At 71.4% G+C, this 23105-nt stretch carries 20 protein-coding genes; 14 read left to right on the top strand and 6 right to left on the bottom strand.

What is annotated here, in order from left to right; all coding sequences use genetic code 11:
* The first annotated feature begins 184 nt into the window (after nucleotides 1-184).
* The 4 genes from ACFCZF_RS34120 (at nucleotide 185) to ACFCZF_RS34105 (ending at nucleotide 4289) form a co-directional block, all read left to right on the top strand.
* Nucleotides 185-1267 carry a sensor histidine kinase gene (locus tag ACFCZF_RS34120; RefSeq protein WP_376674936.1) on the top strand — a complete coding sequence of 361 codons (1083 nt, stop codon included), beginning with the start codon at nucleotides 185-187 and terminating at the stop codon, nucleotides 1265-1267.
* Nucleotides 1267-1926, top strand: coding sequence for a response regulator (locus ACFCZF_RS34115; protein WP_376674935.1), 660 nt, complete (start codon nucleotides 1267-1269; stop codon nucleotides 1924-1926). Before ACFCZF_RS34120 ends, ACFCZF_RS34115 begins: the two co-directional genes overlap by 1 nt.
* A gap of 67 nt (nucleotides 1927-1993) precedes the next feature.
* On the top strand, nucleotides 1994-3511 hold the full coding sequence (gene miaB, locus ACFCZF_RS34110) for a tRNA (N6-isopentenyl adenosine(37)-C2)-methylthiotransferase MiaB (protein WP_376674934.1): 1518 nt from the start codon (nucleotides 1994-1996) through the stop codon (nucleotides 3509-3511).
* Between the two features lie 49 nt (nucleotides 3512-3560).
* The gene (locus ACFCZF_RS34105) at nucleotides 3561-4289 is read left to right on the top strand and encodes a class III extradiol dioxygenase subunit B-like domain-containing protein (protein WP_376674933.1); all 729 of its coding nucleotides are present in this window, start codon (nucleotides 3561-3563) and stop codon (nucleotides 4287-4289) included.
* Nucleotides 4290-4451: 162 nt separating this feature from the next.
* Here ACFCZF_RS34105 and ACFCZF_RS34100 read toward each other — a convergent pair whose 3' ends face one another.
* Together ACFCZF_RS34100 and ACFCZF_RS34095 are read right to left on the bottom strand one after the other, a co-directional pair.
* Nucleotides 4452-4760 carry an antitoxin gene (locus ACFCZF_RS34100; protein WP_376674932.1) on the bottom strand — a complete coding sequence of 103 codons (309 nt, stop codon included), beginning with the start codon at nucleotides 4758-4760 and terminating at the stop codon, nucleotides 4452-4454.
* Between the two features lie 24 nt (nucleotides 4761-4784).
* Nucleotides 4785-4958 (bottom strand): hypothetical protein, encoded by a 174-nt coding sequence (locus ACFCZF_RS34095; RefSeq protein ID WP_376674931.1) that lies wholly within the window; start codon nucleotides 4956-4958, stop codon nucleotides 4785-4787.
* A 303-nt stretch (nucleotides 4959-5261) separates the two neighbouring features.
* Between ACFCZF_RS34095 and miaA the strand changes: the two genes are divergently transcribed.
* The 6 genes from miaA to hflX all read left to right on the top strand — a co-directional run bounded on the left by miaA (nucleotide 5262) and on the right by hflX (nucleotide 13805).
* The gene (miaA, locus tag ACFCZF_RS34090; protein WP_376674930.1) at nucleotides 5262-6200 is read left to right on the top strand and encodes a tRNA (adenosine(37)-N6)-dimethylallyltransferase MiaA; all 939 of its coding nucleotides are present in this window, start codon (nucleotides 5262-5264) and stop codon (nucleotides 6198-6200) included.
* Between the two features lie 107 nt (nucleotides 6201-6307).
* Nucleotides 6308-6808, top strand: coding sequence for a hypothetical protein (locus ACFCZF_RS34085; protein WP_376674953.1), 501 nt, complete (start codon nucleotides 6308-6310; stop codon nucleotides 6806-6808).
* A 120-nt stretch (nucleotides 6809-6928) separates the two neighbouring features.
* Nucleotides 6929-7798, top strand: coding sequence for a diaminopimelate epimerase (gene dapF, locus ACFCZF_RS34080; protein WP_376674929.1), 870 nt, complete (start codon nucleotides 6929-6931; stop codon nucleotides 7796-7798).
* 231 nt (nucleotides 7799-8029) lie between these two features.
* Nucleotides 8030-10198: a RelA/SpoT family protein gene (locus ACFCZF_RS34075; protein WP_376674928.1), complete on the top strand. Its 2169-nt coding sequence runs from the start codon at nucleotides 8030-8032 to the stop codon at nucleotides 10196-10198.
* Between the two features lie 440 nt (nucleotides 10199-10638).
* Nucleotides 10639-12165, top strand: a complete 1527-nt coding sequence (locus ACFCZF_RS34070; RefSeq protein ID WP_376674927.1) for a M1 family metallopeptidase — start codon at nucleotides 10639-10641, stop codon at nucleotides 12163-12165.
* A 146-nt stretch (nucleotides 12166-12311) separates the two neighbouring features.
* Nucleotides 12312-13805, top strand: a complete 1494-nt coding sequence (gene hflX / locus ACFCZF_RS34065; protein WP_376674926.1) for a GTPase HflX — start codon at nucleotides 12312-12314, stop codon at nucleotides 13803-13805.
* 82 nt (nucleotides 13806-13887) lie between these two features.
* On the opposite strand, the gene ACFCZF_RS34060 is transcribed toward hflX, so the two are convergent.
* The 3 genes from ACFCZF_RS34060 to ACFCZF_RS34050 form a co-directional block, all read right to left on the bottom strand.
* On the bottom strand, nucleotides 13888-15099 hold the full coding sequence (locus ACFCZF_RS34060; RefSeq protein WP_376674925.1) for a trypsin-like serine peptidase: 1212 nt from the start codon (nucleotides 15097-15099) through the stop codon (nucleotides 13888-13890).
* Nucleotides 15100-15229: 130 nt separating this feature from the next.
* Nucleotides 15230-16459, bottom strand: a complete 1230-nt coding sequence (locus ACFCZF_RS34055) for a trypsin-like serine peptidase (RefSeq protein WP_376674924.1) — start codon at nucleotides 16457-16459, stop codon at nucleotides 15230-15232.
* A 122-nt stretch (nucleotides 16460-16581) separates the two neighbouring features.
* Nucleotides 16582-18525: an acyl-CoA dehydrogenase gene (locus tag ACFCZF_RS34050; RefSeq protein WP_376674923.1), complete on the bottom strand. Its 1944-nt coding sequence runs from the start codon at nucleotides 18523-18525 to the stop codon at nucleotides 16582-16584.
* A 408-nt stretch (nucleotides 18526-18933) separates the two neighbouring features.
* On the opposite strand from ACFCZF_RS34050, the gene ACFCZF_RS34045 reads away from it, so the two are divergent.
* Nucleotides 18934-19614, top strand: coding sequence for a ScbR family autoregulator-binding transcription factor (locus ACFCZF_RS34045; protein WP_376674922.1), 681 nt, complete (start codon nucleotides 18934-18936; stop codon nucleotides 19612-19614).
* Between the two features lie 107 nt (nucleotides 19615-19721).
* The gene (locus ACFCZF_RS34040) at nucleotides 19722-20951 is read left to right on the top strand and encodes a cytochrome P450 (RefSeq protein ID WP_376674921.1); all 1230 of its coding nucleotides are present in this window, start codon (nucleotides 19722-19724) and stop codon (nucleotides 20949-20951) included.
* A gap of 103 nt (nucleotides 20952-21054) precedes the next feature.
* On the opposite strand, the gene ACFCZF_RS34035 is transcribed toward ACFCZF_RS34040, so the two are convergent.
* Nucleotides 21055-21699 carry a ScbR family autoregulator-binding transcription factor gene (locus ACFCZF_RS34035; protein ID WP_376674920.1) on the bottom strand — a complete coding sequence of 215 codons (645 nt, stop codon included), beginning with the start codon at nucleotides 21697-21699 and terminating at the stop codon, nucleotides 21055-21057.
* A 380-nt stretch (nucleotides 21700-22079) separates the two neighbouring features.
* On the opposite strand from ACFCZF_RS34035, the gene ACFCZF_RS34030 reads away from it, so the two are divergent.
* Together ACFCZF_RS34030 and ACFCZF_RS34025 are read left to right on the top strand one after the other, a co-directional pair.
* Entirely contained in the window at nucleotides 22080-22829 is a 750-nt protein-coding gene (locus tag ACFCZF_RS34030; RefSeq protein ID WP_376674919.1) for a response regulator transcription factor, read from the top strand.
* 183 nt (nucleotides 22830-23012) lie between these two features.
* A partial coding sequence (locus ACFCZF_RS34025; RefSeq protein WP_280842533.1) for a biotin carboxylase N-terminal domain-containing protein occupies nucleotides 23013-23105 on the top strand: 93 nt, incomplete at its 3' end.

Raw genomic sequence — 23105 nt, 5'->3', positions numbered from 1 at the left:
TTCGTCTTGCGTCCCTTGCCGCACTTTCCGCACATGCGTGACGTGCTCGCGGCCTCGCCATGCTGTCATCCGCACGTACGGTGGCGATATGGGTGTCGTGACGGATATACGCGGCCGGTCGCGGGCGGCGAGGGTGGTTGCGGCGGTGTCGTGCGCTGAGGCCGGGAGGAGCGGGAAGAGGACCGTGTCGCTGTTCTGGCGGATCTTCTCGCTCAACGCCGCGGGTCTGGTCGTCGCCACAGCACTGCTGCTGGGACCGGTCACCGTGTCGACGCCCGTCCTGCCCGGGGAAGCGCTGGTCCTGCTGGCGGGCCTCGCGGCGCTGCTGGCCGGCAACGCGGTCGTCCTGCACATAGGACTCACCCCGCTGCACCGGCTCGGCCGGGCCATGGCCACCGCCGACCTGCTGGTGCCAGGGGCCCGCCCGACGGTCGCCGGACCGGCCGAGGCGGCACAGTTGATCGCGACGTACAACACGATGCTGGACCGGCTCCAGGCCGAACGCGCCGCCGGCGCCGGCCGCGCGCTGCACGCCCAGGAACGCGAACGCCACCGCATCGCCCGCGAGCTCCACGACGAGGTCGGCCAGACCCTCACGGCCGTCCTCCTGCAGCTCAAGCGCGTCGCCGACCGGGTGCCCGGCGAACTGCGCGAGGAAGTGTCCCTCGCGCAGGAGGCCACCCGGTCCGGCCTCGACGAGATCCGCCGCATCGCCCGTCGCCTGCGCCCCGGTGTCCTGGAGGAGCTCGGCCTCGCCAGCGCCCTGCGCTCACTCGCCGCCGAGTTCACGCACCACGGGCTGACCGTCCACCACCACATCCCCGGCGACCTGCCCCCGCTCGCCCCGGAGGCGGAACTCGTGATCTACCGGGTCGCCCAGGAGGGTCTGACCAACACCGCCCGCCATGCCGCCGCGGACCGCGCGGAGCTCAGCCTCCGCCCGCTGCCCGACGGCGTCGAACTGCTCGTACGCGACAACGGCACCGGTCTCGGCGCGGCCTCCGAGGGCGCCGGCATCCGCGGCATGCGCGAACGGGCCCTGCTGATAGGAGCCGAGATCCACTTCGCGCCCGCCCCCGTACGGGGCACCGACGTACGCCTTCGCGTCCCGGCCCCACCGGGGGACCGATCCGGAGACCGGGTCGTGGACGCGGCCGGGGACCGATCCGTGAAGCAGGCCGTGGACGTGGTCGGGGACCGATCCGTGAACCAGGCCATGGACGCGACCGGGGACCGAGCCCAAGACCGAACCGGAGACCGCCCCTGATGCCCGCCCGGCCCCCGATCCGCGTCCTGCTCGCCGACGACCACACCCTCGTACGCCGCGGAGTACGCCTCATCCTGGACGGCGAACCGGACCTGACCGTCGTCGCCGAGGCCGGTGACGGGGCCGAGGCGGTCGCGGCGGCCCGGGCCACCGAGGTCGACCTGGCGGTCCTGGACGTCGCCATGCCCCGCATGACCGGCCTCCAGGCGGCCCGCGAACTCTCCCGCCGCCTGCCCGAGCTGCGCATCCTCATCCTGACCATGTACGACAACGAGCAGTACTTCTTCGAGGCCCTCAAGGCCGGTGCCTGCGGCTACGTCCTCAAGTCCGTCGCCGACCGCGACCTGGTCGAGGCGTGCAGGGCCGCCGTACGCGACGAGCCGTTCATCTACCCGGGCGCCGAACGGGCCCTGGTCCGCTCCTACCTGGACCGCCTGCACAGAGGCGGTGGCCTGCCCGAGCGGCCCATCACCGAACGCGAGGAGGAGATCCTCAAGCTCGTCGCCGAGGGCCATACCTCCAAGGAGATCGGCGAGCTGCTGTTCATCAGCGCCAAGACCGTCGAACGCCACCGTGCCAACCTGCTCCAGAAGCTGGGCGTCCGCGACCGCCTGGAGCTCACCCGGTACGCGATCCGCGCGGGCCTCATCGAGCCCTGACCTGCGACGACCCCGGTTGTCCACAGGCGGCCCGGGCCATCGCCGCCGAGCGCCTACCCTTATTGCCATGAGCAGCATCGACCGGAGCCAGTCAGTGGGCGGCACGCGCACCTATGAAGTACGCACCTACGGGTGCCAGATGAACGTCCACGACTCCGAGCGATTGTCCGGGCTGCTGGAGGACGCGGGCTACGTCCGCGCCCCCGAGAGTGCCGACGGCGACGCGGACGTCGTCGTCTTCAACACCTGCGCCGTGCGGGAGAACGCCGACAACAAGCTGTACGGCAACCTCGGCCGCCTCGCCCCGAGGAAGGTGAGCCGGCCCGGAATGCAGATCGCGGTCGGCGGCTGCCTGGCGCAGAAGGACCGCGACACCATCGTGAAGCGGGCGCCCTGGGTGGACGTCGTCTTCGGCACGCACAACATCGGCAAGCTGCCGGTGCTGCTGGAGCGCGCCCGCGTGCAGGAGGAGGCGCAGGTCGAGATCGCCGAGTCCCTGGAGGCGTTCCCGTCCACGCTGCCGACCCGGCGCGAGAGCGCCTACGCGGCCTGGGTCTCCATCTCCGTCGGCTGCAACAACACCTGCACGTTCTGCATCGTCCCGGCGCTGCGCGGCAAGGAGAAGGACCGGCGTCCCGGCGACATCCTCGCCGAGGTCGAGGCCCTGGTCGCCGAGGGGGTCTCCGAGATCACCCTCCTCGGGCAGAACGTCAACGCCTACGGCTCCGACATCGGCGACCGCGAGGCCTTCAGCAAGCTGCTGCGTGCCTGCGGCAACATCAAAGGACTGGAGCGCGTCCGCTTCACCTCCCCGCACCCGCGCGACTTCACCGACGACGTGATCGCCGCCATGGCCGAGACGCCGAACGCGATGCCGCAGCTGCACATGCCGCTCCAGTCCGGTTCCGACCCCGTCCTGAAGGCCATGCGCCGCTCCTACCGCCAGGACCGCTACCTGGGCATCATCGAGAAGGTGCGGGCCGCCATCCCGCACGCGGCGATCACCACCGACATCATCGTGGGCTTCCCCGGCGAGACCGAGGAGGACTTCGAGCAGACCCTGCACGTGGTGCGCGAGGCGCGGTTCGCCCAGGCCTTCACCTTCCAGTACTCCAAGCGGCCCGGCACCCCGGCCGCCGAGATGGACGACCAGATCCCCAAGGCGGTCGTCCAGGAGCGCTACGAGCGTCTCGTCGCCCTCCAGGAGGAGATCTCCTGGGAGGAGAACAAGAAGCAGGTCGGCCGCACCCTGGAGCTGATGGTCGCCGAGGGCGAGGGCCGCAAGGACGGCGCCACCCACCGCCTCTCCGGCCGCGCCCCCGACAACCGCCTGGTGCACTTCACCAAGCCCGACCAGGAGGTCCGCCCGGGCGACGTGGTGACGGTCGAGATCACCTACGCCGCTCCGCACCACCTCCTCGCGGAGGGCGAGGTGCTCGGTGTGCGCCGCACGCGCGCGGGCGACGCCTGGGAGAAGCGCAACGCGGCCGAGCAGACCAAGCCCGTGGGCGTGATGCTGGGCCTGCCGAAGATCGGCGTTCCCGAGCCCCAGCCCGCCGTGGCGAGCGGCTGCGGCTGCGACTGACCGCAGGGCGTGCGGCTGCGGACGGCGGTCCGGAGATACGCTGCCGATCATGCTTGTCGCAGCCGCCGTCTGTCCCTGCCCGCCGCTCCTCGTGCCGGAGGTGGCCGCGGGCGCCGCACCCGAGCTGGACGCCGCGCGTGCCGCCTGCACGGACGCGTTGGGTGTGCTCGCCGCGGCCCGGCCCGACCGGCTCGTGGTGGTCGGGCCCGCCGACGGCACCGGACCCGAGGTCTATCCGCAGGGCACACGGGGCTCGTTCCGCGGATTCGGCGTGGATCTGGACGTGCGCCTGGGCCCGCACCACCGTACGGAGCCGGAGCCGGAGGGGGCCGGCCGCGAGCTGCCGTACGGGCTCGCCGTGGGCGCCTGGCTGCTCGGACGGACCGGGTGGGCCGACGCCCCCGTCGAGGGCATCGGTGTGGGGAAGGCCCTCCCCGCGGATCGCTGCGCGGCGCTGGGCCGGGACGTCGCCGCACGGGCCGGGCGGATCGCGCTGCTGGTACTGGGCGACGCCAGCGCGTGTCGCACGCTCAAGGCGCCCGGGTACCTCGACGAGCGGGCGGCGCCCTTCGACGCGGCGGTGGGGCGCGCGCTGGGAGCGGCGGACGTGGCCGCCCTCGCGGCGCTGGACGTCGCGCTGGCCCGCGAGCTGAAGGTGTCCGGCCGGGCGCCCTGGCAGGTCCTCGCGGGCGCGGCCGAGGACTCGGCTCTCGCCGGCGCGCTGCTGTACGAGGACGCGCCGTACGGGGTGGGGTACGTCGCGGCCACCTGGTCGTAAGAGGACGGCCGCGGGAGGTCCGTGACGCACGAGCCGGCGGGCGGCGGCGGGCGCGGGACACCCGCCACGCACAAGCCGGCGGACGGCCCGGAGCTGATCCGCTCGTGACCGTCCGCCGATGTGCCGGTGACCCGCCCGCGTGCCGGGGGCGCGGGTCGCGGGTCAGGAAGCCGGAGGCGGCCCGGCCGGCGGGGTACCGCCCCGGGCGGTACCGCCCGGGGGCGTGCCCGGTGTGTTTCCGTCTCCGTCCATGCCGTCGGCGTCCTTGTGGGCGAGGCGGTCCATGGCGCCCTTGGCCTTGCCGGTGCCCGTCTGGATCCGGTCGCTGTACTTGCCCTTGGTCCTCTCGTCGACGGTCTTCGCCACCTTGTCGAGACCGCGATCGATCTTGTCCCCGTGCTGCTGCGCGAGGTCGGAGACCTTGCCCTTCGCCGGTTCCAGTTTGGCCTTCAAGTTGTCCAGCAGACCCATGGTTCGCCTTCCCTCACGGGGCAGTCAGGTGCGGGCGCCCTTGTCGGCCTCGTTGTCGACGGCCTCCCCGGCGGACTGCTGCTTGGGGATGCCGACGCTCTCCGAGTCGGCGGACTCGGCGGACTCGTTGACCTCGGCGGCCTCGTCGGCCTCCGCGGGCTGTGCCGTGTTCCGGGGCCCGGCTTCGGTCGATTCCACGGTCTCTGCCGCGTTCGCCTCCGCCGCACGCTCGGACTCCGGGGTATCGGCCGACGTCGCGGCGGCCGGTGCTTCCTCCGTGGTCTTCGACCTCCGAAAAAGCCGTGCAAAAACGCCCATATCAACTCCATACGTTACTCGTGCGGGCGAAATCCCGCGGCATCCGGTGCGTCCGTTTGCGTGGCCGGGGCCGTGGCCCCGGTGGTCCGGGGCGCGGGAACCTCGCAACGGGCAACGATCCCGGCCCCGCACCGTCACGTAACTCGTTCGAGGGCCGGGCCAGAGGTTTGCGAGACTGGTGCGGTGAGCAGCGCATCCCCCGCCCCCCGCGTCATCGCCGTAGTCGGACCCACCGCGGCCGGAAAGTCCGATCTGGGCGTCTTCCTGGCCCAGCGGCTCGGCGGTGAGGTCGTCAACGCCGACTCCATGCAGCTCTACCGTGGGATGGACATCGGCACCGCCAAGCTGACGCCCGAGGAACGCGGTGGCATTCCGCACCACCTGCTCGACATCTGGGACGTGACGGTCACCGCGTCCGTCGCCGAGTACCAGCGGCTCGCGCGGGAGCGGATCGACGCGCTGCTCGCCGAGGGGCGCTGGCCGATCCTCGTCGGCGGCTCCGGCCTCTACGTCCGAGGGGCCGTCGACAACCTGGAGTTCCCCGGCACCGACCCCGAGGTCAGGGCCCGGCTGGAGGAGGAGCTCGCACTGCGGGGCTCGGGATCGCTGCACGCCCGTCTGGCCGCCGCCGACCCGGAGGCCGGGCGGGCCATCCTGCCCAGTAACGGGCGCCGGATCGTGCGCGCCCTGGAGGTGATCGAGATCACCGGCAGGCCCTTCACCGCCAACCTCCCCGGCCACGATTCCGTCTACGACACCGTGCAGATCGGCGTCGACGTGGCGCGCCCCGAGCTGGACGAGCGCATCGCCCACCGCGTCGACCGGATGTGGGAGGCCGGTCTGGTCGAGGAGGTGCGCGCACTCGAGGCGCAGGGGTTGTGCGAGGGGCGTACGGCGTCGCGCGCGCTCGGCTACCAGCAGGTGCTCGCGGCGCTCGCCGGCGAGTGCACGCTGGACGACGCTCGGGCCGAGACCGTCCGTGCCACCAAACGCTTCGCGCGCCGTCAGGATTCGTGGTTCAGGCGCGATCCGCGGGTGCACTGGTTGAGTGGGGCTGTGGCGGATCGCACGGAACTTCCGCAGCTCGCCCTGTCGTTGGTCGAACGACCGGTTACAGCCTGATCACGTGATGGCATCGGGACGCCCCGGCCGTCATCCGGGCCTTCGGCGGCGTGCCATCATCGAGCTTCGATCGACCGAGTGAGTCCTAGTTGGGAGGGCGCGTGGCGATGGAGGCCGGCCCTCGCGACACCGCACCGAGCACCGAGCACGGCACCGCCGACCACGGCGGACCGGAGCCGGACGGAGCCGGTCTGAGCCCCGACGGCCCCGACGAGACGCCGGAGGGCGTGGCGGCCGACGGCCCCGAGCCCGACGAGATGTACGGGGACGAGGTCGAGGTCGAGCTGCGTCCGCAGCGACGGCTGCGCATCTGGCAGCTCGCGCCCATCGTGTGCCTGGCCGCGGTCGGCTCCCTGATGTTCGCCTTCCCGCTCGCCTTCGACTTCGGCGACAGCGGTGCCGTGATCGCGATGCTCGGGCTGCTGATCTGCTCCTGCGCGGCCGGCTGGGGCATGATGGCCGCCCGCCGGGTCGGCTACACCTGGCCGGGTCTGCCGCAGCGCGGATCGGGTCGCCGTGCCGACTGGCGGATGATCGTCGTGTACGCCCTGGCGGTCGCGGCCGTCGTCGTCCTCGCGGTGTGGCGGGTGGCCCGCCTGCGGGGCTGACACGAGCCCACTGGCGCGGGGCCCGCGCGCGTGTCCCGTGTGCGGGTGCCCGCGTCCGAGCACGTCCGTCCCTCGTCCACGCCTCGTCGTCCTGTCGTACCGACGCCGTACGATCGAGGAATGAGCACGCGGATCGCCTTCCTCAAGGGTCACGGGACCGAGAACGACTTCGTGATCGTCCCGGACCCGGAGAACGCCATCGACCTGCCCCCAGCGGCCGTCGCCGCTCTGTGCGACCGCCGCGCGGGCATCGGCGGCGACGGACTGCTGCACGTGGTGCGGTCCGCGGCGCATCCCGAGGCCAAGGACATGGCGGCCGAGGCGGAGTGGTTCATGGACTACCGCAACGGCGACGGATCGGTCGCGGAGATGTGCGGCAACGGCGTGCGGGTCTTCGCGCGCTATCTCCAGCGCGCCGGGCACGCCGCCGAGGGCGATCTCACCATCGCCACGCGCGGGGGCGTGAAGCGCGTTCACCTCGCGAAGAACGGCGACGTGACCGTGGGCATGGGCCGCGCGCTGCTCCCCGGGGGCGACGTCGTGGTGAGCGTCGACGGGCGCAGCTGGCCCGCGCGGAACGTGAACATGGGCAACCCGCACGCGGTCGCCTTCGTCGCCGACCTCGCCCACGCGGGCGACCTGTACTCCCCGCCGCCCCACGAGCCCGCCACGGCCTACCCGGACGGCGTCAACGTCGAGTTCGTGGTCGACCGCGGCCCCCGTCACGTCGCGATGCGCGTGCACGAGCGCGGCTCCGGTGAGACCCGTTCCTGCGGCACGGGCGCGTGCGCCGTCGCCGTCGCCACCGCCCGCAGGGACGGCGCCGACCCGGCGGTCACCGGCACCCCGGCGACGTACACGGTCGACGTGCCCGGCGGCACCCTGGTGATCACCGAGCGCCCCGACGGCGAGATCGAGATGACGGGCCCCGCCGTGATCGTCGCCGCGGGAGAATTCGACTCCGCATGGCTGGAAGGGGTACTCGCCTGAACCACGACCCGGTGAACCACAGCCCGGTCCATGACACTCAGTGCGAAAACGTAAACCCTCGGACCATCGCTCGAATGGGTGATCCGTTTCACGCTCGGCGAGAGGCGGTCAGCCGCACGTGATGGGCTCGATAGCATCAAGCACCGGCCCGGACGGGGGACCAACACCATCCCCTGAGCCGTGTCCGCCCTGGGATACCCCGTCCGCCGGTCCGTGCAGCCGGAGGTGCCCATGAATGCGGAGGCCGTGAATCCAGCGAGCCCAGGCCCTGTGACGCCCGCGGTCAACGGCGCCGTCGCGCCGGCGGCGACCCGCAGGAAGGCCCGCCCCCGGATCGACCTGCGCCGCCTGGGCCGCGCCGCACTGCTCGGCTCCGCCACCCGCGGCCGGCTGCCCGACGCCATCGGCCACGTCGTCGAGGCCCACCGCGCCCACCACCCCGACGCCGACCTCGACCCGCTGCGCCGCGCCTACGTGCTGGCCGAGTCCTCGCACCGCGGCCAGACGCGCAAGAGTGGCGAGCCGTACATCACCCACCCCCTCGCCGTGACCCTGATCCTCGCCGAGCTCGGCGCGGAGACCACCACGCTGACCGCCTCCCTCCTCCACGACACCGTCGAGGACACCGAGGTGACCCTCGACCAGGTCGGCGAGCAGTTCGGCGCCGAGGTCCGCTACCTCGTCGACGGCGTCACCAAGCTGGAGAAGGTCGACTACGGCGCCGCCGCCGAGCCCGAGACCTTCCGCAAGATGCTCCTCGCCACCGGCAACGACGTCCGCGTGATGTCGATCAAACTCGCCGACCGGCTGCACAACATGCGCACCCTCGGCGTCATGCGCAAGGAGAAACAGGAGCGCATCGCCAAAGTGACCCGGGACGTGCTCATCCCGCTCGCCGAACGGCTCGGCGTACAGGCGCTCAAGTCCGAGCTGGAGGATCTCGTCTTCGCGGTCATGCATCCCGAGGAGTACGAGCACACGCGGGAGTTGGTCGACGAGAACGCCGCTCGCGCGGACGACCCGCTCGCCGCGGTCGCCGACGAGGTGCGCAAGGTGCTGCGCGAGGCCGACATCACCGCCGAAGTCCTCATCCGGCCCCGGCACTTCGTCTCCCTGCACCGCGTCTCCCGCAAACGCGACCCGCTGCGCGGCGCCGACTTCGGCCGCCTCCTGGTGCTCGTGCAGGAGGACGCCGACTGCTACGCCGTCCTCGGCGAACTGCACACCTGTATGACGCCGGTGGTCTCGGAGTTCAAGGACTTCATCGCCGTACCCAAGTTCAACCTGTACCAGTCGCTGCACACGGCGGTGGCCCGCGCGCAGGACGGCCAGGTCGTCGAGGTCCTCATCCGCACCCACCAGATGCACAAGGTCGCCGAGGCGGGTGTCGTCGCGCTCGGCAACCCCTACGCGCCGCCGTCGGAGGAGCAGACCGCGGGCGACGGCGAGCGCGCCGACCCGACCCGGCCCGGCTGGCTCTCCCGGCTGCTCGACTGGCAGCGGGGCGCCCCCGACCCCGACACCTTCTGGTCCACCCTCCGCGCGGACCTCGCCCAGGACCGCGAGATCACCGTCTTCCGCCCCGACGGCGGCACCCTCGGCCTGCCCGACGGCGCGACCTGCGTGGACGCCGCGTACGCCCAGTACGGCGAGGACGCGCACGCGACCATGGGCGCGCGGGTCAACGGCCGCCTGGCGACCATGAGCACGGTGCTGCGGGACGGCGACACCGTGCAGCTCCTGATGGGCCAGGACCCCGCCTCCGAGCCCTCCAGGGAGTGGCTGGAGCACGCCCACACTCCTGCCGCGCGGATCGCCATCCAGCGCCGGCTCGCGGCTCACCCCGCGCAGCCGCCCGCCGAAGCGGAGGAGACGTCCCGCGGTCCCGCCGCCGGTGACGCACCCGTCTCGCGCCCGACGTCCGACGGACCGAGCACCCGTCCCGCCTCCGCCGACGTCCTCGTCGACCCGCCGGGCGCGACCGTGCGGCTGGCCGGCTGCTGCACCCCCGTACCGCCCGACGAGATCACCGGCTTCTCGGTGCGCGGGGGAGTGGTGACCGTGCACCGCGCGGAGTGCGCGGTGGTGGCGCGCATGAAGAGCGCGGGGCGCGCGGAGGTCGGTGTGGGCTGGGGGGAGAGCACACAGTGCCGGGTCACCCTGCTCGCCGAATCGTTCGGCCGCCCGCACCTCCTGGCCGACCTCACCGAGGCCATGGCGGTCGAAGGCGCCGAGATCGTCTCCGCGACCGTGGAACCCCCCGACCGGCAGCGGGTCCGCCACACCTACACCGTCCTGCTCCCGGACGCCGCCCGGCTGCCCGCCCTCATGCGCGCGATGCGCGACGTGGCCGGGGTGTACGACGTGAGCAGAGCGCAGCCGCAGACCACGGGGGTCTGAGCCGCACCCGGACGGGTCCTGTCCGGCGGGTCGTACTCGGGCGGGGCGCACCCGGCTCCGGTCGTGTGCGGGCGGGTCGTACTCGGGCGGGGCGTACCCGGGCCCGGTCGTGTGCGGGCGGGGCGTACCCGAGCGGGTCGTACCCGGGGCCGGTGGTACCCGGGGCCGGTGGTATCCGGGCTGGTCGCGTCCGGGCCGGTCGTGTGCGGGCGGGTCGTACTCGGGCAGGGCGTACCTGGCTCCGGTGGTACCCGGGCCCGGTGGTACCCGGGCGGGTCGTACCCGCGCCCGGTCGTACCCGCGCCCCGTCCCACCCGCGCCCGGTCCTACCCGCGCCCGGTCGTACCCGGGCGGGGCGTCGGCCGCCGGGACGTACCCGTTCGGGTGTTCCGGGCGCGCGCCGTCGCCGCGGCGTACGCGCGCGCTGATAGCCGTGGGGGATGCTGCACACCCCTCACACCCCGACTCCGCGGCCCCGCGCGTGGTCCCGCCGCCGGTTCAGGGCCGCGGCGCTGCTCGCCTCGGCCGTCTCCGTCTGCCTGGTCGCCGCGAGCGCCCCGCCGACCCCCCTGGGCGTCGGCGACCGCCTCTTCCCGCACCTGGGCAACCCCGGTTACGACGTGGCGGCCTACGACCTGTCCTTCACCTACTCCGGCAGCAACAGCGAGCCGCTGAAGGCCGTCACCACCATCGACGCCCGGACGACGGCCGACCTGGACCGGGTCAACCTCGACTTCGCCCACGGCAAGGTCGACTCCGTCGAGGTCGACGGCGAGCCCGCCGGCTTCGCCACGGCCGGCGAGGACCTCGTCGTCACGCCCGACGACGCGCTCGACGAGGGCGAGTGGACGCGGATCACCGTGCGGCACAGCAGCGACCCCGTGTACCCCGAGGACCGCCCGGGCGGCTGGGTGCGCACCGCCGACGGCCTCGCCATGGCCAACCAGGCCGACGTCGCCCACCTGGTGTTCCCCTGCAACGACCACCCCTCCGACAAGGCACTTTTCACCTTCCGCGTCACCGCCCCCGACGGGCTCACGGCCGTGGCGAACGGCCTGCCGACCGGCGTGCACCCGGCCGGCGGAGCGACCACCTGGACGTACCGCACCGAGCACCCCATGGCCACCGAGCTGGCCCAGGTGTCGATCGGCCGCTCCACGGTGCTGCACCGCACCGGCCCGCACGGACTGCCCGTCCGGGACGTCGTGCCGACGCAGCACCGCGCGGCGCTCGAACCGTGGCTGAAGAAGACCCCCGGCCAAATCGCCTGGATGGAGGACAAGGTCGGGCGCTACCCCTTCGAGACGTACGGCCTGCTCATGGCCGACGCCACCACCGGCTTCGAACTCGAGACCCAGACGCTCTCCCTCTTCGAGCGGGAGCTGTTCACCGAGCCCGCCTACCCCGCGTGGTACGTCGAGTCGATCATGGTGCACGAGCTGGCCCACCAGTGGTTCGGCAACAGTGTCAGCCCGGGCACCTGGTCCGACCTGTGGCTCAACGAGGGCCACGCCACCTGGTACGAGGCGCTGTACGCGGAGGAGACCGCGGACAAGCCCATGGCGGCGCGCATGAAGGCCGCCTACGGCGCCTCCGACCGCTGGCGCACGGCGGGCGGACCGCCGGCCGCGCCGAAGCCGCCGAAGAACGGCAGCAAGACCGGCATCTTCCGCTCCAACGTGTACGACGGTGCCGCCCTCGTGCTCTACGCCCTGCGCCAGGAGATCGGCCGCCCCGCCTTCGAGCGCGTCGAACGGGCCTGGGTCACCCGCCACCGGGACGGCACGGCGACGACCGCCGACTTCGTCCGGCTCGCCTCCGAGATCTCCGGCCGCGACCTGGGCGACTTCTTCCAGGCCTGGCTGTACGGCGAGAAGACCCCGCCCATGCCCGGCCACCCGGACTGGAAGCCGACGGCGACCGACCAGGCGCCGGCGGCCGCCACGGGGAAATCGCACGGGGAATAAGCCGGTGACGAGACGGCCCGTGCCGTGCGACCATCTTCGGGACGGCACGGCAGGGGCCGTGGGAATCTCCCCGGCGGCTCGTGCGTTGTGCGAAGTGTCGCGGTGTCCATGCCGCGCCAATCGTTTCCGAGCTACGTAAGGATCCAATGACCTCCTCTTCTTCCCCCTCCCAGGACACCAAGCGTCTCGAGCAGACCTATCCCGAGGGCCTCCGGGCCGATGCCCTGATGGAAGAGGACGTCGCCTGGAGCCACGACATCGACCCCAAGTGGGACGGCGAGCAGTTCGACCGCTCCGACCGCGCGGCGCTGCGCCGGGTGGTGGGCCTGTCCACCGAGCTCGAGGACGTCACCGAGGTCGAGTACCGCCAGCTCCGTCTGGAGCGGGTCGTCCTCGTCGGCGTGTGGACCTCGGGCACCGTGCAGGACGCGGAGAACTCCCTCGCGGAGCTGGCCGCCCTCGCGGAGACCGCCGGCGCGCTCGTGCTCGACGGCGTCGTCCAGCGCCGCGACAAGCCCGACGCCGCCACCTACATCGGCTCCGGCAAGGCCGAGGAGCTGCGGGACGTCGTCGTCGACACGGGTGCGGACACCGTCATCTGCGACGGTGAGCTCAGCCCGGGGCAGCTGATCCACCTCGAGGACGTCGTCAAGGTCAAGGTCATCGACCGTACGGCCCTGATCCTGGACATCTTCGCCCAGCACGCCAAGTCCCGAGAGGGCAAGGCGCAGGTCGCGCTCGCGCAGATGCAGTACATGCTGCCGCGGCTGCGCGGCTGGGGTCAGTCGCTGTCCCGGCAGATGGGCGGCGGCAAGGGCGGCGGCCTCGCCACCCGTGGTCCCGGTGAGACCAAGATCGAGACGGACCGGCGCCGGATCCGCGAGAAGATGGCGAAGATGCGCCGGGAGATCGCGGACATGAAGACCGGCCGCGAGATCAAGCGCCAGGAGCGCAAGCGCCACAAGGTGCCGTCCGTCGCCATCGCGGGCTACACCAACGCGGGCAAGTCCTCGCTGCTCAACCGCCTCACGGGCGCGGGCGTGCTGGTGGAGAACGCGCTGTTCGCCACCCTGGACCCGACCGTGCGCCGCGCGGAGACGCCGAGCGGACGGCTGTACACCCTGGCGGACACCGTCGGCTTCGTCCGGCACCTGCCGCACCACCTGGTCGAGGCGTTCCGCTCCACGATGGAGGAGGTCGGCGACTCCGACCTGATCCTGCACGTGGTGGACGGTTCGCACCCGGCTCCGGAGGAGCAGCTGGCCGCCGTGCGCGAGGTGATCAGGGACGTCGGCGCCACCGGCGTACCCGAGATCGTCGTGATCAACAAGGCCGACATGGCCGACCCGCTGGTGCTCCAGCGGCTGCTGCGGGTCGAGAAGCGGTCCATCGCGGTCTCGGCGCGCACCGGCCGGAACATCGACGAGCTGCTCGCGCTGATCGACAACGAGCTGCCGCGCCCGTCGGTCGAGATCGAGGCGCTCGTGCCGTACACCCGCGGCAAGCTGGTCGCCCGCGCCCATGACGAGGGCGAGGTGATCTCCGAGGAGCACACCCCGGAGGGCACCCTGCTCAAGGTGCGGGTGCACGAGGAACTGGCGGCGGAGCTCACGCCGTACGTTCCGGCACCGCTCGCCTGACGCGCAGGCGCACAGCGACGACGAGGGCCCGCCCCCTGCCGACAGGGGGCGGGCCCTCGACACGTGCGCGTGCGGGTGCGTGTCACCGACCGCCGTACGTCTTGCTCATGTTCTGGTACATCGCCTCGGCCTCCGGGCCCAGCTGCGGACCCGCCAGCCAGGTGTTCTCCAGCGGGCCGATCGAGGTGTTCGAGACCAGCTTGGTCTCGCCGTCCACCACCCGGAACCAGCCGCCGCCGGACGAACCGCCGGTCATGGTGCAGCCGATGCGGTACATCGTCGGCAGCGACGGGCTCAGCGACAGTCGGCCGGGCCGGTCGACGCACCTGAACATCTTCAGGCCGTTGTACGGGGCGGCGGCCGGGTAACCCCAGGCGCCCATGCTGGCGACCTCCGTCGCCGAGGGGGCGGAGAAGTCCACCTCCAAGGCGGCGCCGACCGTCTCCTCCAGGGACTTGCTGCCCTGTTCCGGCTTCACGTGCAGCACGGAGTAGTCGTACGCGGCGCCGTCGCCGCCGTCCTCCGCACCGCCCTGGATCCACTGGTTGGAGGTCGAGGCCCAGTCGGCCCACCAGGTGCCGTACGGGGCCATCTCGGTGGTCGTCGCGCCCGCCAGCTCCGTCTCGGACTTGCCGAGGTCGTTGTACGAGGGCACGAAGGCGATGTTGCGGTACCAGCCGCCGCTGCCGCCGGCGTGCACGCAGTGGCCCGCCGTCCACACCAGGTTGGACTTGCCCGGGTGGTTGGCGTCCTTGATGACGGTGCCGGAACAGACCATCGAGCCCTCGGGGGAGTCGAAGAAGACCTTGCCGACCGGGGCCGCGTTGTCGTGGTACGGCGTCTTCTCGGCCACGGCCTCGACGGGCGCCGGCTCCGGGTCGGTGGCGCCCTGGTCGGCGGCGGTGTCCTTGGTCGTGACGGTCTTGTCGGCCTCCGTCGCGGACCGCATCCGGTCCGGCTTCCACAGGCCCTCGATCACCGGGTTGACGAAGTCCTTGGCCTCAGTGAGCCACTTGTCCTTGTCCCAGTCCTTCCAGCCGCCGTCCTTCCACTGGTCGACGTCGATGCCGTGATCCTTGAGCCGGTCCGCGAGGCCGGCCGGGACCTCGACCTTGCCGTCACCACCGGCGTCGGCGGCCTGCGAGGTGCCGCCGCTGGGCTTGGCGTCGGCCTCGTCCTTCTCCGAACCGCCACAGGCGGTCGCGGTGAGCGCCAGGGCGGCGACGAGACCGGTGGCGGCGAGCGCGGTGCGCCGCCGGTGCCGTGGAGCGGCGGGCGTTGGTGCGGAACGCATGGTGGATCGACCCCCGTTGAAACGTATGAATGCGGTACGTATGAATGTCACCGGAGGCGCGGTGGGGTGCCGGGCGGGCCCGACGCACCCCACCGTCCTCCGAGTCGAGGCGCTGTGCCTCAGCGCGCGGTCACCGGCCGGCGAACTTGCCGCTCACCGCGTCGAACACACCCTTGGCCTCCTCGCCCAGCCGCGGACCGGCCAGCCAGCCGGCCGTCACCGGGCCGATCGAGGTGTTGGACACCAGCGCCGGCTTGCCGTCGGAACCGGCCGCGACCCAGCCGCCACCGGACGAACCGCCGGTCATGGTGCAGCCGATGCGGTACATCGTCGGGTCGGAGGCGGCGATCGACAGCCGACCGGGCTTGTCCTCGCACTGGTACAGCTTCTGGCCGTCGTACGGCGCCGCGGCCGGGTAGCCGATCGCCTTGAGGCTCTTCACCTCGGGCACCGCGGGCGCGTCGAAGTCCACCGGAAGCGCGTCGCCGACCGTCTCCTCCAGGGACTTGCCGTCGCTGCCCTTCTCCGGCGTCACATGGATGACGGCGTAGTCGTACGAGGCGCCGTCACCGCCGGTCGCGCCGCCCTGCTCGATCCACTGGTCCGAGGTCTGCGCCCAGTCGCCCCACCAGACGCCGTAGGGAGCGACCTCCTCCTTCGTGGCGTTCTGGAGTTCCTCGGTCGACTTGCCGGCGTCGTTGTACGAGGGCACGAACGCGATGTTGCGGTACCAGCCGCCCTTCTTGCCCGCGTGCACGCAGTGGCCGGCCGTCCAGACCAGGTTGGACTTGCCCGGGTTGGCCGGGTCTTCCACGACCGTCGCCGAGCAGACCATCGAGCCCTTGGGGGAGTCGAAGAGCAGCTTGCCCGCGGTGGCGGCGCTGTCGTGGTACTTGGGCGGCACCGCCTGCGCCTGTACCGGCTGCGGCTCCGGGTCGGTGACGCCCTGGTCACCGGAGAGGTCGCTGTCGTCGACCTCCTGGTCCGGCTCCTGGGCGTCCCGCATGCGGTCCGGGTCCCACAGGTCCTCGATGATCGGGTTGACGTAGTCCTGCGCCTCGCGCAGCCAGTCGTCCTTGCTCCAGTTCTTCCAGGCGCCGTTCTTCCACTCGTCGACGTCGATCCCGTGTTCTTTGAGCTTGTCCTTGATGTGGTCCGGGATCCGGATCTCGCCGTTGCCCCCGTCCGCGGCGGACGCGGAGGCCGAGGCGTCGCCGCTCGCCTCGGGGTCGCCGGACTCACAGGCGGTGGCGGTGAGCGCGAGTGCCGAGACGAGCGCCACGGCGACCGGCACGGGGGAGTTTCCGCGCCGCCCGCGCCTGTGCCCGCGCGTGATGAACGACGGCCGTATGGATCGCATGCTGGTGATTCCCCCTATGGTGAACTGCCCTGGAACGGCACCACACACTATTCGTTCGCTGTGGGGGAGTTCCGACGGAACGGCAACGGTTCGGATACAAGCCGTCTGACCTGGCAAGCCGCCTACTCGCCGAGGCCGGCGTAGTCGGCGAGCGGGACGCAGCCGCTGTTGGCGATGGGCACCGCGTCCAGGAACCCGTCGGGCAGGTCGAAGGCGTCGACCAGGGCCGTCATGTGCGGGGCGAGGCCGCCGGTCACCGTGTCGAGGACGGTGGGCAGGGCACGGACCTGCTCGGTGCTCATGTGTCCGTGCGCCAGCAGGTCCCCGGTGCGCTCGCTCACCTGGTGCAGCAGGAACAGCAGGCAGAGTCGTTCCAGCAGTTCGCGGGCCTGCGGATCGCGGGCCAGGAAGACCGCGTCGAGGAAGGCGTCGGCCGCGCGCAGGTTGGCGTGGGCGGAGACCATCTCCAGGGCCGCCGACGAGGTGGCGTTCCAGCGGGCGACCGGGTCCTTGGCGGGACCTCGCCGCAGCGCCAGGCGCGCACGGGTCTGCCAGACGGCCTCGGACCGGGCCAGGAGGTGCCGCAGGAAGTGCGGGTCGACGAGTTCCTCGGCGCCGGTGGCCGGGGCCGGCCACGCATCCTTCTCGGCCTCGTGGTGGAAGACCAGTTCGGCGGCGGCCTTCGCCCAGATCACGAGGTTGTCGCCCTCGGCGGTCACCGTCCCCTCGACGTAGTCGGGGAAGCCGGACAGACCGTTGACGGCGAACAGGCCCTGCGCGCCGCACCGTTCGCGGCACTCGACCGTGATGCCGCGGGCCTGCCAGGTGATCCAGCCCTTGGCGACGGCCACCAGGCGCTCGACGTCCTCCCGTTCCTCGTCGGTGTGGCCGCTCCACCGGGAGAGCACCGAGCGGTGCAGGAAGGTCATGGCGTACGCCGTGGACAGCGCACCGAGCAGTCGGCTGTGGTGGGTCCGGTACGCGTTGACGGCGATGCGCTCGCCCGCCCTGGGCCCGCTGACGTGGCGGTGCTCGCCGTAGCGGACGGCGATGGCCAGGGCGGCCCGGGACGCCCCGACCGCCGCGCCGCTCATGCACAGCTTCCCCACCGTGACTCGCCCGATCGAGCGCAGGAATCGTTTGCGGCGGTTGCCGAGGGTGCTGCTGAGCGTGCCGTCGCCGCCGAGCCGGCCGTGCTCCGCCTCCAGCAGTGCCTCCCGGGGCAGCCGCACCCGGTCGAAGTGGGTGAGGCAGTGGTCGACGGGCGCGCCGGAACGGAAGGGCAGCCGACGTACCCGTATGCCGGGCAGCAGGCCTTCGTCGTCGCTGAGCGGGGTGAGGAAGAGGAAGACGCCCTGGTCCTGTCCGCCGACGAGGAGCCGGGCGGCGACCACCGCCGTCTTGGGACCACCGGTCGTGCTGGTGTTGGGCATGAACTTCTGGGCGCCGGGATGCGGCGTGTTCAGAATGAAACCGCCCGTCTCGGGATCGAGTTCGGCGGTGGTCTCCAGCGCGGCACTGTCGTTGCCGTGCTCGACTTCGGTGCACAGGAACGTACCGATGCGCCGCATGGACGTGAACTCGGTCAGGTCGCGACGCGAGTCGACCTCGTGGTCCAGGAGGCTGCCGAGGAACAGGTTGTAGTGGATGCTCGCCACCGTGCACAGGCCCCCGCCGCCGTCCACGATCGCCGCCCACTCGTGCAGACTCGCCAGCCGACCGGCGTCCTCGGCGAGGTCCTCGGGCGTCGGAACAGCGTCGTTGACCATGCGCAGCCAGTCGTAGGACCGGGCGGCCTGCTCGGCGGGTGACAGGCCCGGGCGGTGTCTGAACGCGCTGTCGGCCATCAGCCGCTGCCATGGGCGGTGTATCCGCTCCCGCTCGCCCTCGCGGTCGAAGAGCAGACGGGTGAGTTCGCTGGTGGGTGTGGTGCCGGTCGTCCCGAAGTCGCCGAACGCGAGGCTCTCGAACGCGCGCAGATCGTCCGCGAGGGACTGATCCGGATGAGTGGTCGCGCGGTCCTGCGTGGCGGGGTGCTGCTCGGTCCTCGATGTCAGAAGGGCCATGACCCTCTCCCCCGTGAGTTGCAGATCCGGATGGTTGGACGTGCAGTGCCAGAAGATACGGACCTACCGGTTTTGTTATCAAGTCAAGAGTTGGCAAATTGACGTTCTCTCAGGGGCTTCGGCGGGTGTGATCCGTCGAGCCGGCACTAACGGAATGCGGGCTTCAGCTCGGTGTTCTGGGCATATGCCCAGCCGCTGAGCGACGGTGGCCTCCTCGTCGAAAAACCGGCGCTATGGTTTGTTAACGGGTTGGTCACTCGGAGGTATGGCCTTTATGCCGCTCTTGAGCTGGTTTCGGTGCTCCGTGAGTGTGCGGCACTTGATCCTGGGCTCGGCCGAGTGACAGAATACGAACCTGTCGGTTTCTTTTGCTCGAGCAGGTACCGGGCTGACGCGGAGGTGTGGAGCGTGGCACTGCAGGAACGCGCGATCAGGACGCGCCACTCCATCCTGGTGGCGGCCGCCTCGGTGTTCGCGGACGTCGGCTACGAGGCGGCGACGATCTCCGAGATCCTTCACCGGGCCGACGTGACCAAGGGCGCGCTGTACTTCCACTTCTCCTCCAAGGAGGAACTGGCGCAGGCGGTGCTGTCCGACCAGGTCGGCGCCGTGCCCGAGCCGGCCCCGCAGGAACTCGTCCTCCAGCAGGGTCTGGACTCGACCTTCCTCCTCGCCCACATGCTGAGCACCGGTGACGCGATGGTCCGCGGCAGCATCCGGCTCACCGTGGAGCAGGGCGTCCCGCGGGACGGATTGAACCGGCAGACGCCGATGGCCGGCTGGATCGAGTACAACGCGGCGGTTCTGGCCCGGGCCAAGGCGAACGGGGAACTGCTGCCCCAGGTCGACGTCGAGGACACCGCGCGGATGTTCGTCGCGGCATTCACCGGGGCCCAGATCCTGTCGAAGATCATGACCGGCTACGCCGATCTCATGGACCGGGTCGCCGACATCGAACGGCATCTGATGTCGAGCGTCGCGGTCCCGGCCGTGCTCGTACGACTGGACATGGGAGCGGACCGCGGAGCCCGTGTCTACGAGCACGCGATGGGACTGCGCCGGCAGGCGCGGTCGGAGGCGGTCGGCTGACCGGTGCATGTCCCGGGGCGCGGTGACGGGCGCTCCGGTGCGGGGGGCGTTCCGCATGGCAAGTGTCAATGCGTTGGGCAAGACCAACTCAGGGAGTGCCAATGGGAATGACAGCCTGTCCTTACGCGCTGGACGTGACGGGGCAAGACCTCGTCGGGGAGGCGGCGCGGCTGCGGGCCCAGGGGCCCGCCGTCCAGGTGGAGCTGCCTGGAGGGGTGATCGCCTGGGCGGTCGTCGGGCAGGAGTACGTGGAACGGCTGCTGACGGACCGCCGGGTGTCCAGAGACGCCCGACGGCACTGGCCCGCCTTCATCTCCGGGGAGATTACGGAGCAGTGGCCGCTGTATCCGTGGGTGGCCAACGAGAACATGCTCTTCTCCTACGGGGAGGACCACACCAGGCTGCGCCGGCTGATCGCCGGGGCGTTCACGGCGCGCCGGTCCGAGTCGCAGCGTCCGAAGGTGGAGCGGATCGCCGACGAGCTGCTCGACGAGATGGGGCAGCTCCCGACCGGGGCACCGGTCGACCTGAAGACCGCATACGCCGACCTGCTGCCGTTGCGGGTCATCTGCGAGCTGTACGGCGTGCCCCGAGGCCAGGCCACGGACGAGCTCAGCGCCGCACTCCACACGGTGTTCTGCAGCACCGTCACCGGTGAGGAGATGGGGGCCGCGCGCCTGCGCGCCTACGGCCTGCTCGCCGAGCTGGTGAAGAACAAGCGGACGCGGCCGGGCGACGACCTGACCACGTCACTGATCCAGGCGAGGGACCAGGAGGACCGGCTCTCCGAGGAAGAACTCCTCGGCACGCTCTTCATGATGATCGCCGCGGGGCAGGACACCACGGCGATGCTGATCACCAACGCGGTCGCCGAGCTGCTGACCCATCCCGAGCAGCTGGAACACGTGCGGGCCGGCCGCGCCGACTGGAGCGACGTGGTCACCGAGACCCTGCGGACGCACACGCCTCCGGCGTTCGCCCCGATGAGATTCGCCGTCGAGGACATCGACCTCGACGGTGTGCTGATCAAGCGGGGTGACCCGATCATCGTCGCCTTCCACGGGGCCGGACACGAGGCGGAGCGGCACGGGCCGGACGCCGGCCGCTTCGATCTGCTGCGGGACAAGCGCGACCACCTCGGCTTCGGCCACGGCACCCACCGGTGCCTGGGAGCCCCGCTCGCGGAGATCGAGGCGGGGGTGGCCTTCGCCCAGCTCTTCGAGCGGTACCCGAAGATGGAACTGGCCTGCGCGCCGGCCGAACTCCGGCCCATACCCACCTTCATGCTCCATGGGTACGGTGCGCTTCCCGTCCTGCTCGGCCCCGTCTCGGCCTGACGCTCGGTACTCCGCCGGCCTACTCCGCCGCTCCGCCGCCCGGCGGGGGCGGCGGAGTTCCGGTGTTCGGGTTGCATCCCATGGGTCCTGCCCCGGAGGGCCGTCACCGTATGAGCACGGGCGCGGGATCGGCGATCAGGGAGTCCGTGCCCTCGGGGTCGACCGCCACGTGCGCCTCGGCGACGGAGGGCAGCAGCAGCCGCCAGTAACGGCTGAGTGAGCGGCGGGACAGCCATTCGTGATTCTCCCGGCTCAGTATCTCGAACCCGGTGGTCGCGGCGACCAGGGCCATCACCAGGTCGCGCTGGGGCAGGCCGGGCCTGAGCGAGCCCTCGTCGGCGGCCTGGGCCAGCAGCTGCTGCACGCAGCTCTGCCACTCCTGGCGGAGACTGAGCCCGGTGCGCAGTGTGTTGTCGCAGTTGAGCCGGAAGCCGGCCCGCACCACCACGTCCTGACGCAACAGATGCGCCAGGACGTGCGAGACGTCGACCAGGGTCTGCAGCGCGTTCGGCTGATCGTCGTACGCCTTGCGCGCCGACCGGCGAAGGATCCGGCCGGCCTCGCTCTCCACGGCGTCGGCCACGGCGGTCTTGTTGGGGAAGTGGAAGTGGAGCGCGCCGGAACTCACACCGGCTCCCGAGCTGATCTCCGCCAGGCGTGCCTGCACGTATCCGCGTTGCTCGAACAGCTCGGCCGCGGAACGGATCAGGGCGTGACGGGTGCGGATGGCCCGTTCCTGTTTCTTCACCGATTGGCTCCGTTGCGGAGTGTGCCTGGTGTGGCGGGGCGGCAGGGGAAACGGCACGCGCGCGGTGTGAACCGGTGAGCGAGTGTCGCTCCCACAGTATAAAACCAACCTTGCGGTTTTGTATGCAGTCCAGCGTCACCGATTTTCGGACAGAGATGCCGATCGCGTGCGGGGGTTGGTGCGTGTAGTGGGTGATTTAGCCGTGTTTGGTAGGTCGGTTGACGCGCCACTGGGTCGCCGCCCGGCGGGCCAGGAAAGATTGACAAACCGGGCTCGCGGTTTGTAATGTCCCGGCGAACGGTCTACTTGTAACGCGCCTATCGCGCGGACGTGGGGAGTTACAGATGAACCGCCAGAGCACAGACCTCCTGGAACCACGTATGACACGACGCCACGGAGCCCCCCACACGGCTCCACCCATATCCGGGTCGCCCCTCGTCGACGCGTCTGCGCCGCCACGGCAGGGTGCCCTGCGGCTGCTCGTCGTGGAGAACGAGGCACGGGCCGCCGACTCCCTGGTGCAGGGACTGCGCCGGCACGGCTACACGGCCGAGAGCGTGCCCACCGGCGCCGAAGCGCTGCGGACGCACCAGAGTTCGGACCTCATCCTGCTCGACCTCGATCTGCCCGACCTGGACGGTCTCGAAGTGTGCCGCAGCCTGCGGGCCACGAGCGAGACGCCGATCATCGCCGTCACCGCACGCGACAGTGAACTGGACCGGGTCCTCGGGCTCCAGGCGGGTGCGGACGACTACATGGCGAAGCCCTACGGGTTTCGTGAACTGCTGGCCCGGATCGAGGCGGTGATGCGCAGGGTGCGACCCCAGCAGCCCCTGGAGCAGGTCCTCATGCACGGTCCGCTGCGCATCGACGCGCGGGTCCGTGAGGTCTGGCTGGACGGGCGCAGCGTGGGCATGACCCGCAAGGAGTTCGACCTGCTGCACCTGCTCGCCGCCCAGCCGGGAAAGGTCGTCTCCCGCCGGCAGTTGATGACACAGGTCTGGGAGGACAGCTGGTCGCGTCCGGGCCGCACCATCGACACCCACGTCAGCAGCCTGCGCGGGAAGCTGGGGTCGAGTACCTGGATCATCACGGTACGCGGCGTGGGTTTCCGCCTCGGTCACCCGTAGACACCCGGCCGGGTCGCTACGGCCGTTCGTCCTCCACCGGGCCGCGTCCCGGTGGAGGACGAACGTGCTGCGTCCGAGGGGAAGCACTTCTCACCAAGGTTTGTAGCGAAGCGGCTTGATCCCTGAAGCGAAGGCCCGCGAGTCTGGCGGGAGTTGTCCGTACGCTCAGGAAGGTGAGCCGTCGTGCGCAAGGTGCTCATCGCCAATCGTGGCGAAATCGCTGTCCGTGTGGCCCGGGCCTGCCGGGACGCGGGGATCGCGAGCGTGGCCGTCTAC

Origin of the sequence: Streptomyces sp. NPDC056296, from assembly GCF_042268605.1 — a bacterium.
Lineage (GTDB): Bacteria > Actinomycetota > Actinomycetes > Streptomycetales > Streptomycetaceae > Streptomyces.
The sequence above is the reverse complement of the archived record's forward strand: the minus strand, read 5'-3'. Positions and strand labels throughout refer to the sequence as shown.

Bases quoted from the DNA above. Each gene is read 5' to 3' on its own strand.
- ACFCZF_RS34105 (WP_376674933.1), top strand. From the start codon at position 3,561: ATGCTTGTCGCAGCCGCCGTCTGTCCCTGCCCGCCGCTCCTCGTGCCG.
- ACFCZF_RS34030 (WP_376674919.1), top strand. From the start codon at position 22,080: ATGACACGACGCCACGGAGCCCCCCACACGGCTCCACCCATATCCGGG.
- ACFCZF_RS34085 (WP_376674953.1), top strand. From the start codon at position 6,308: ATGGAGGCCGGCCCTCGCGACACCGCACCGAGCACCGAGCACGGCACC.
- hflX (WP_376674926.1), top strand. From the start codon at position 12,312: ATGACCTCCTCTTCTTCCCCCTCCCAGGACACCAAGCGTCTCGAGCAG.
- ACFCZF_RS34060 (WP_376674925.1), bottom strand. From the start codon at position 15,099: ATGCGTTCCGCACCAACGCCCGCCGCTCCACGGCACCGGCGGCGCACC.
- ACFCZF_RS34075 (WP_376674928.1), top strand. From the start codon at position 8,030: ATGAATGCGGAGGCCGTGAATCCAGCGAGCCCAGGCCCTGTGACGCCC.
- ACFCZF_RS34055 (WP_376674924.1), bottom strand. From the start codon at position 16,459: ATGCGATCCATACGGCCGTCGTTCATCACGCGCGGGCACAGGCGCGGG.
- ACFCZF_RS34040 (WP_376674921.1), top strand. From the start codon at position 19,722: ATGACAGCCTGTCCTTACGCGCTGGACGTGACGGGGCAAGACCTCGTC.
- ACFCZF_RS34050 (WP_376674923.1), bottom strand. From the start codon at position 18,525: ATGGCCCTTCTGACATCGAGGACCGAGCAGCACCCCGCCACGCAGGAC.
- ACFCZF_RS34115 (WP_376674935.1), top strand. From the start codon at position 1,267: ATGCCCGCCCGGCCCCCGATCCGCGTCCTGCTCGCCGACGACCACACC.
- ACFCZF_RS34100 (WP_376674932.1), bottom strand. From the start codon at position 4,760: ATGGGTCTGCTGGACAACTTGAAGGCCAAACTGGAACCGGCGAAGGGC.
- ACFCZF_RS34070 (WP_376674927.1), top strand. From the start codon at position 10,639: ATGCTGCACACCCCTCACACCCCGACTCCGCGGCCCCGCGCGTGGTCC.
- dapF (WP_376674929.1), top strand. From the start codon at position 6,929: ATGAGCACGCGGATCGCCTTCCTCAAGGGTCACGGGACCGAGAACGAC.
- miaB (WP_376674934.1), top strand. From the start codon at position 1,994: ATGAGCAGCATCGACCGGAGCCAGTCAGTGGGCGGCACGCGCACCTAT.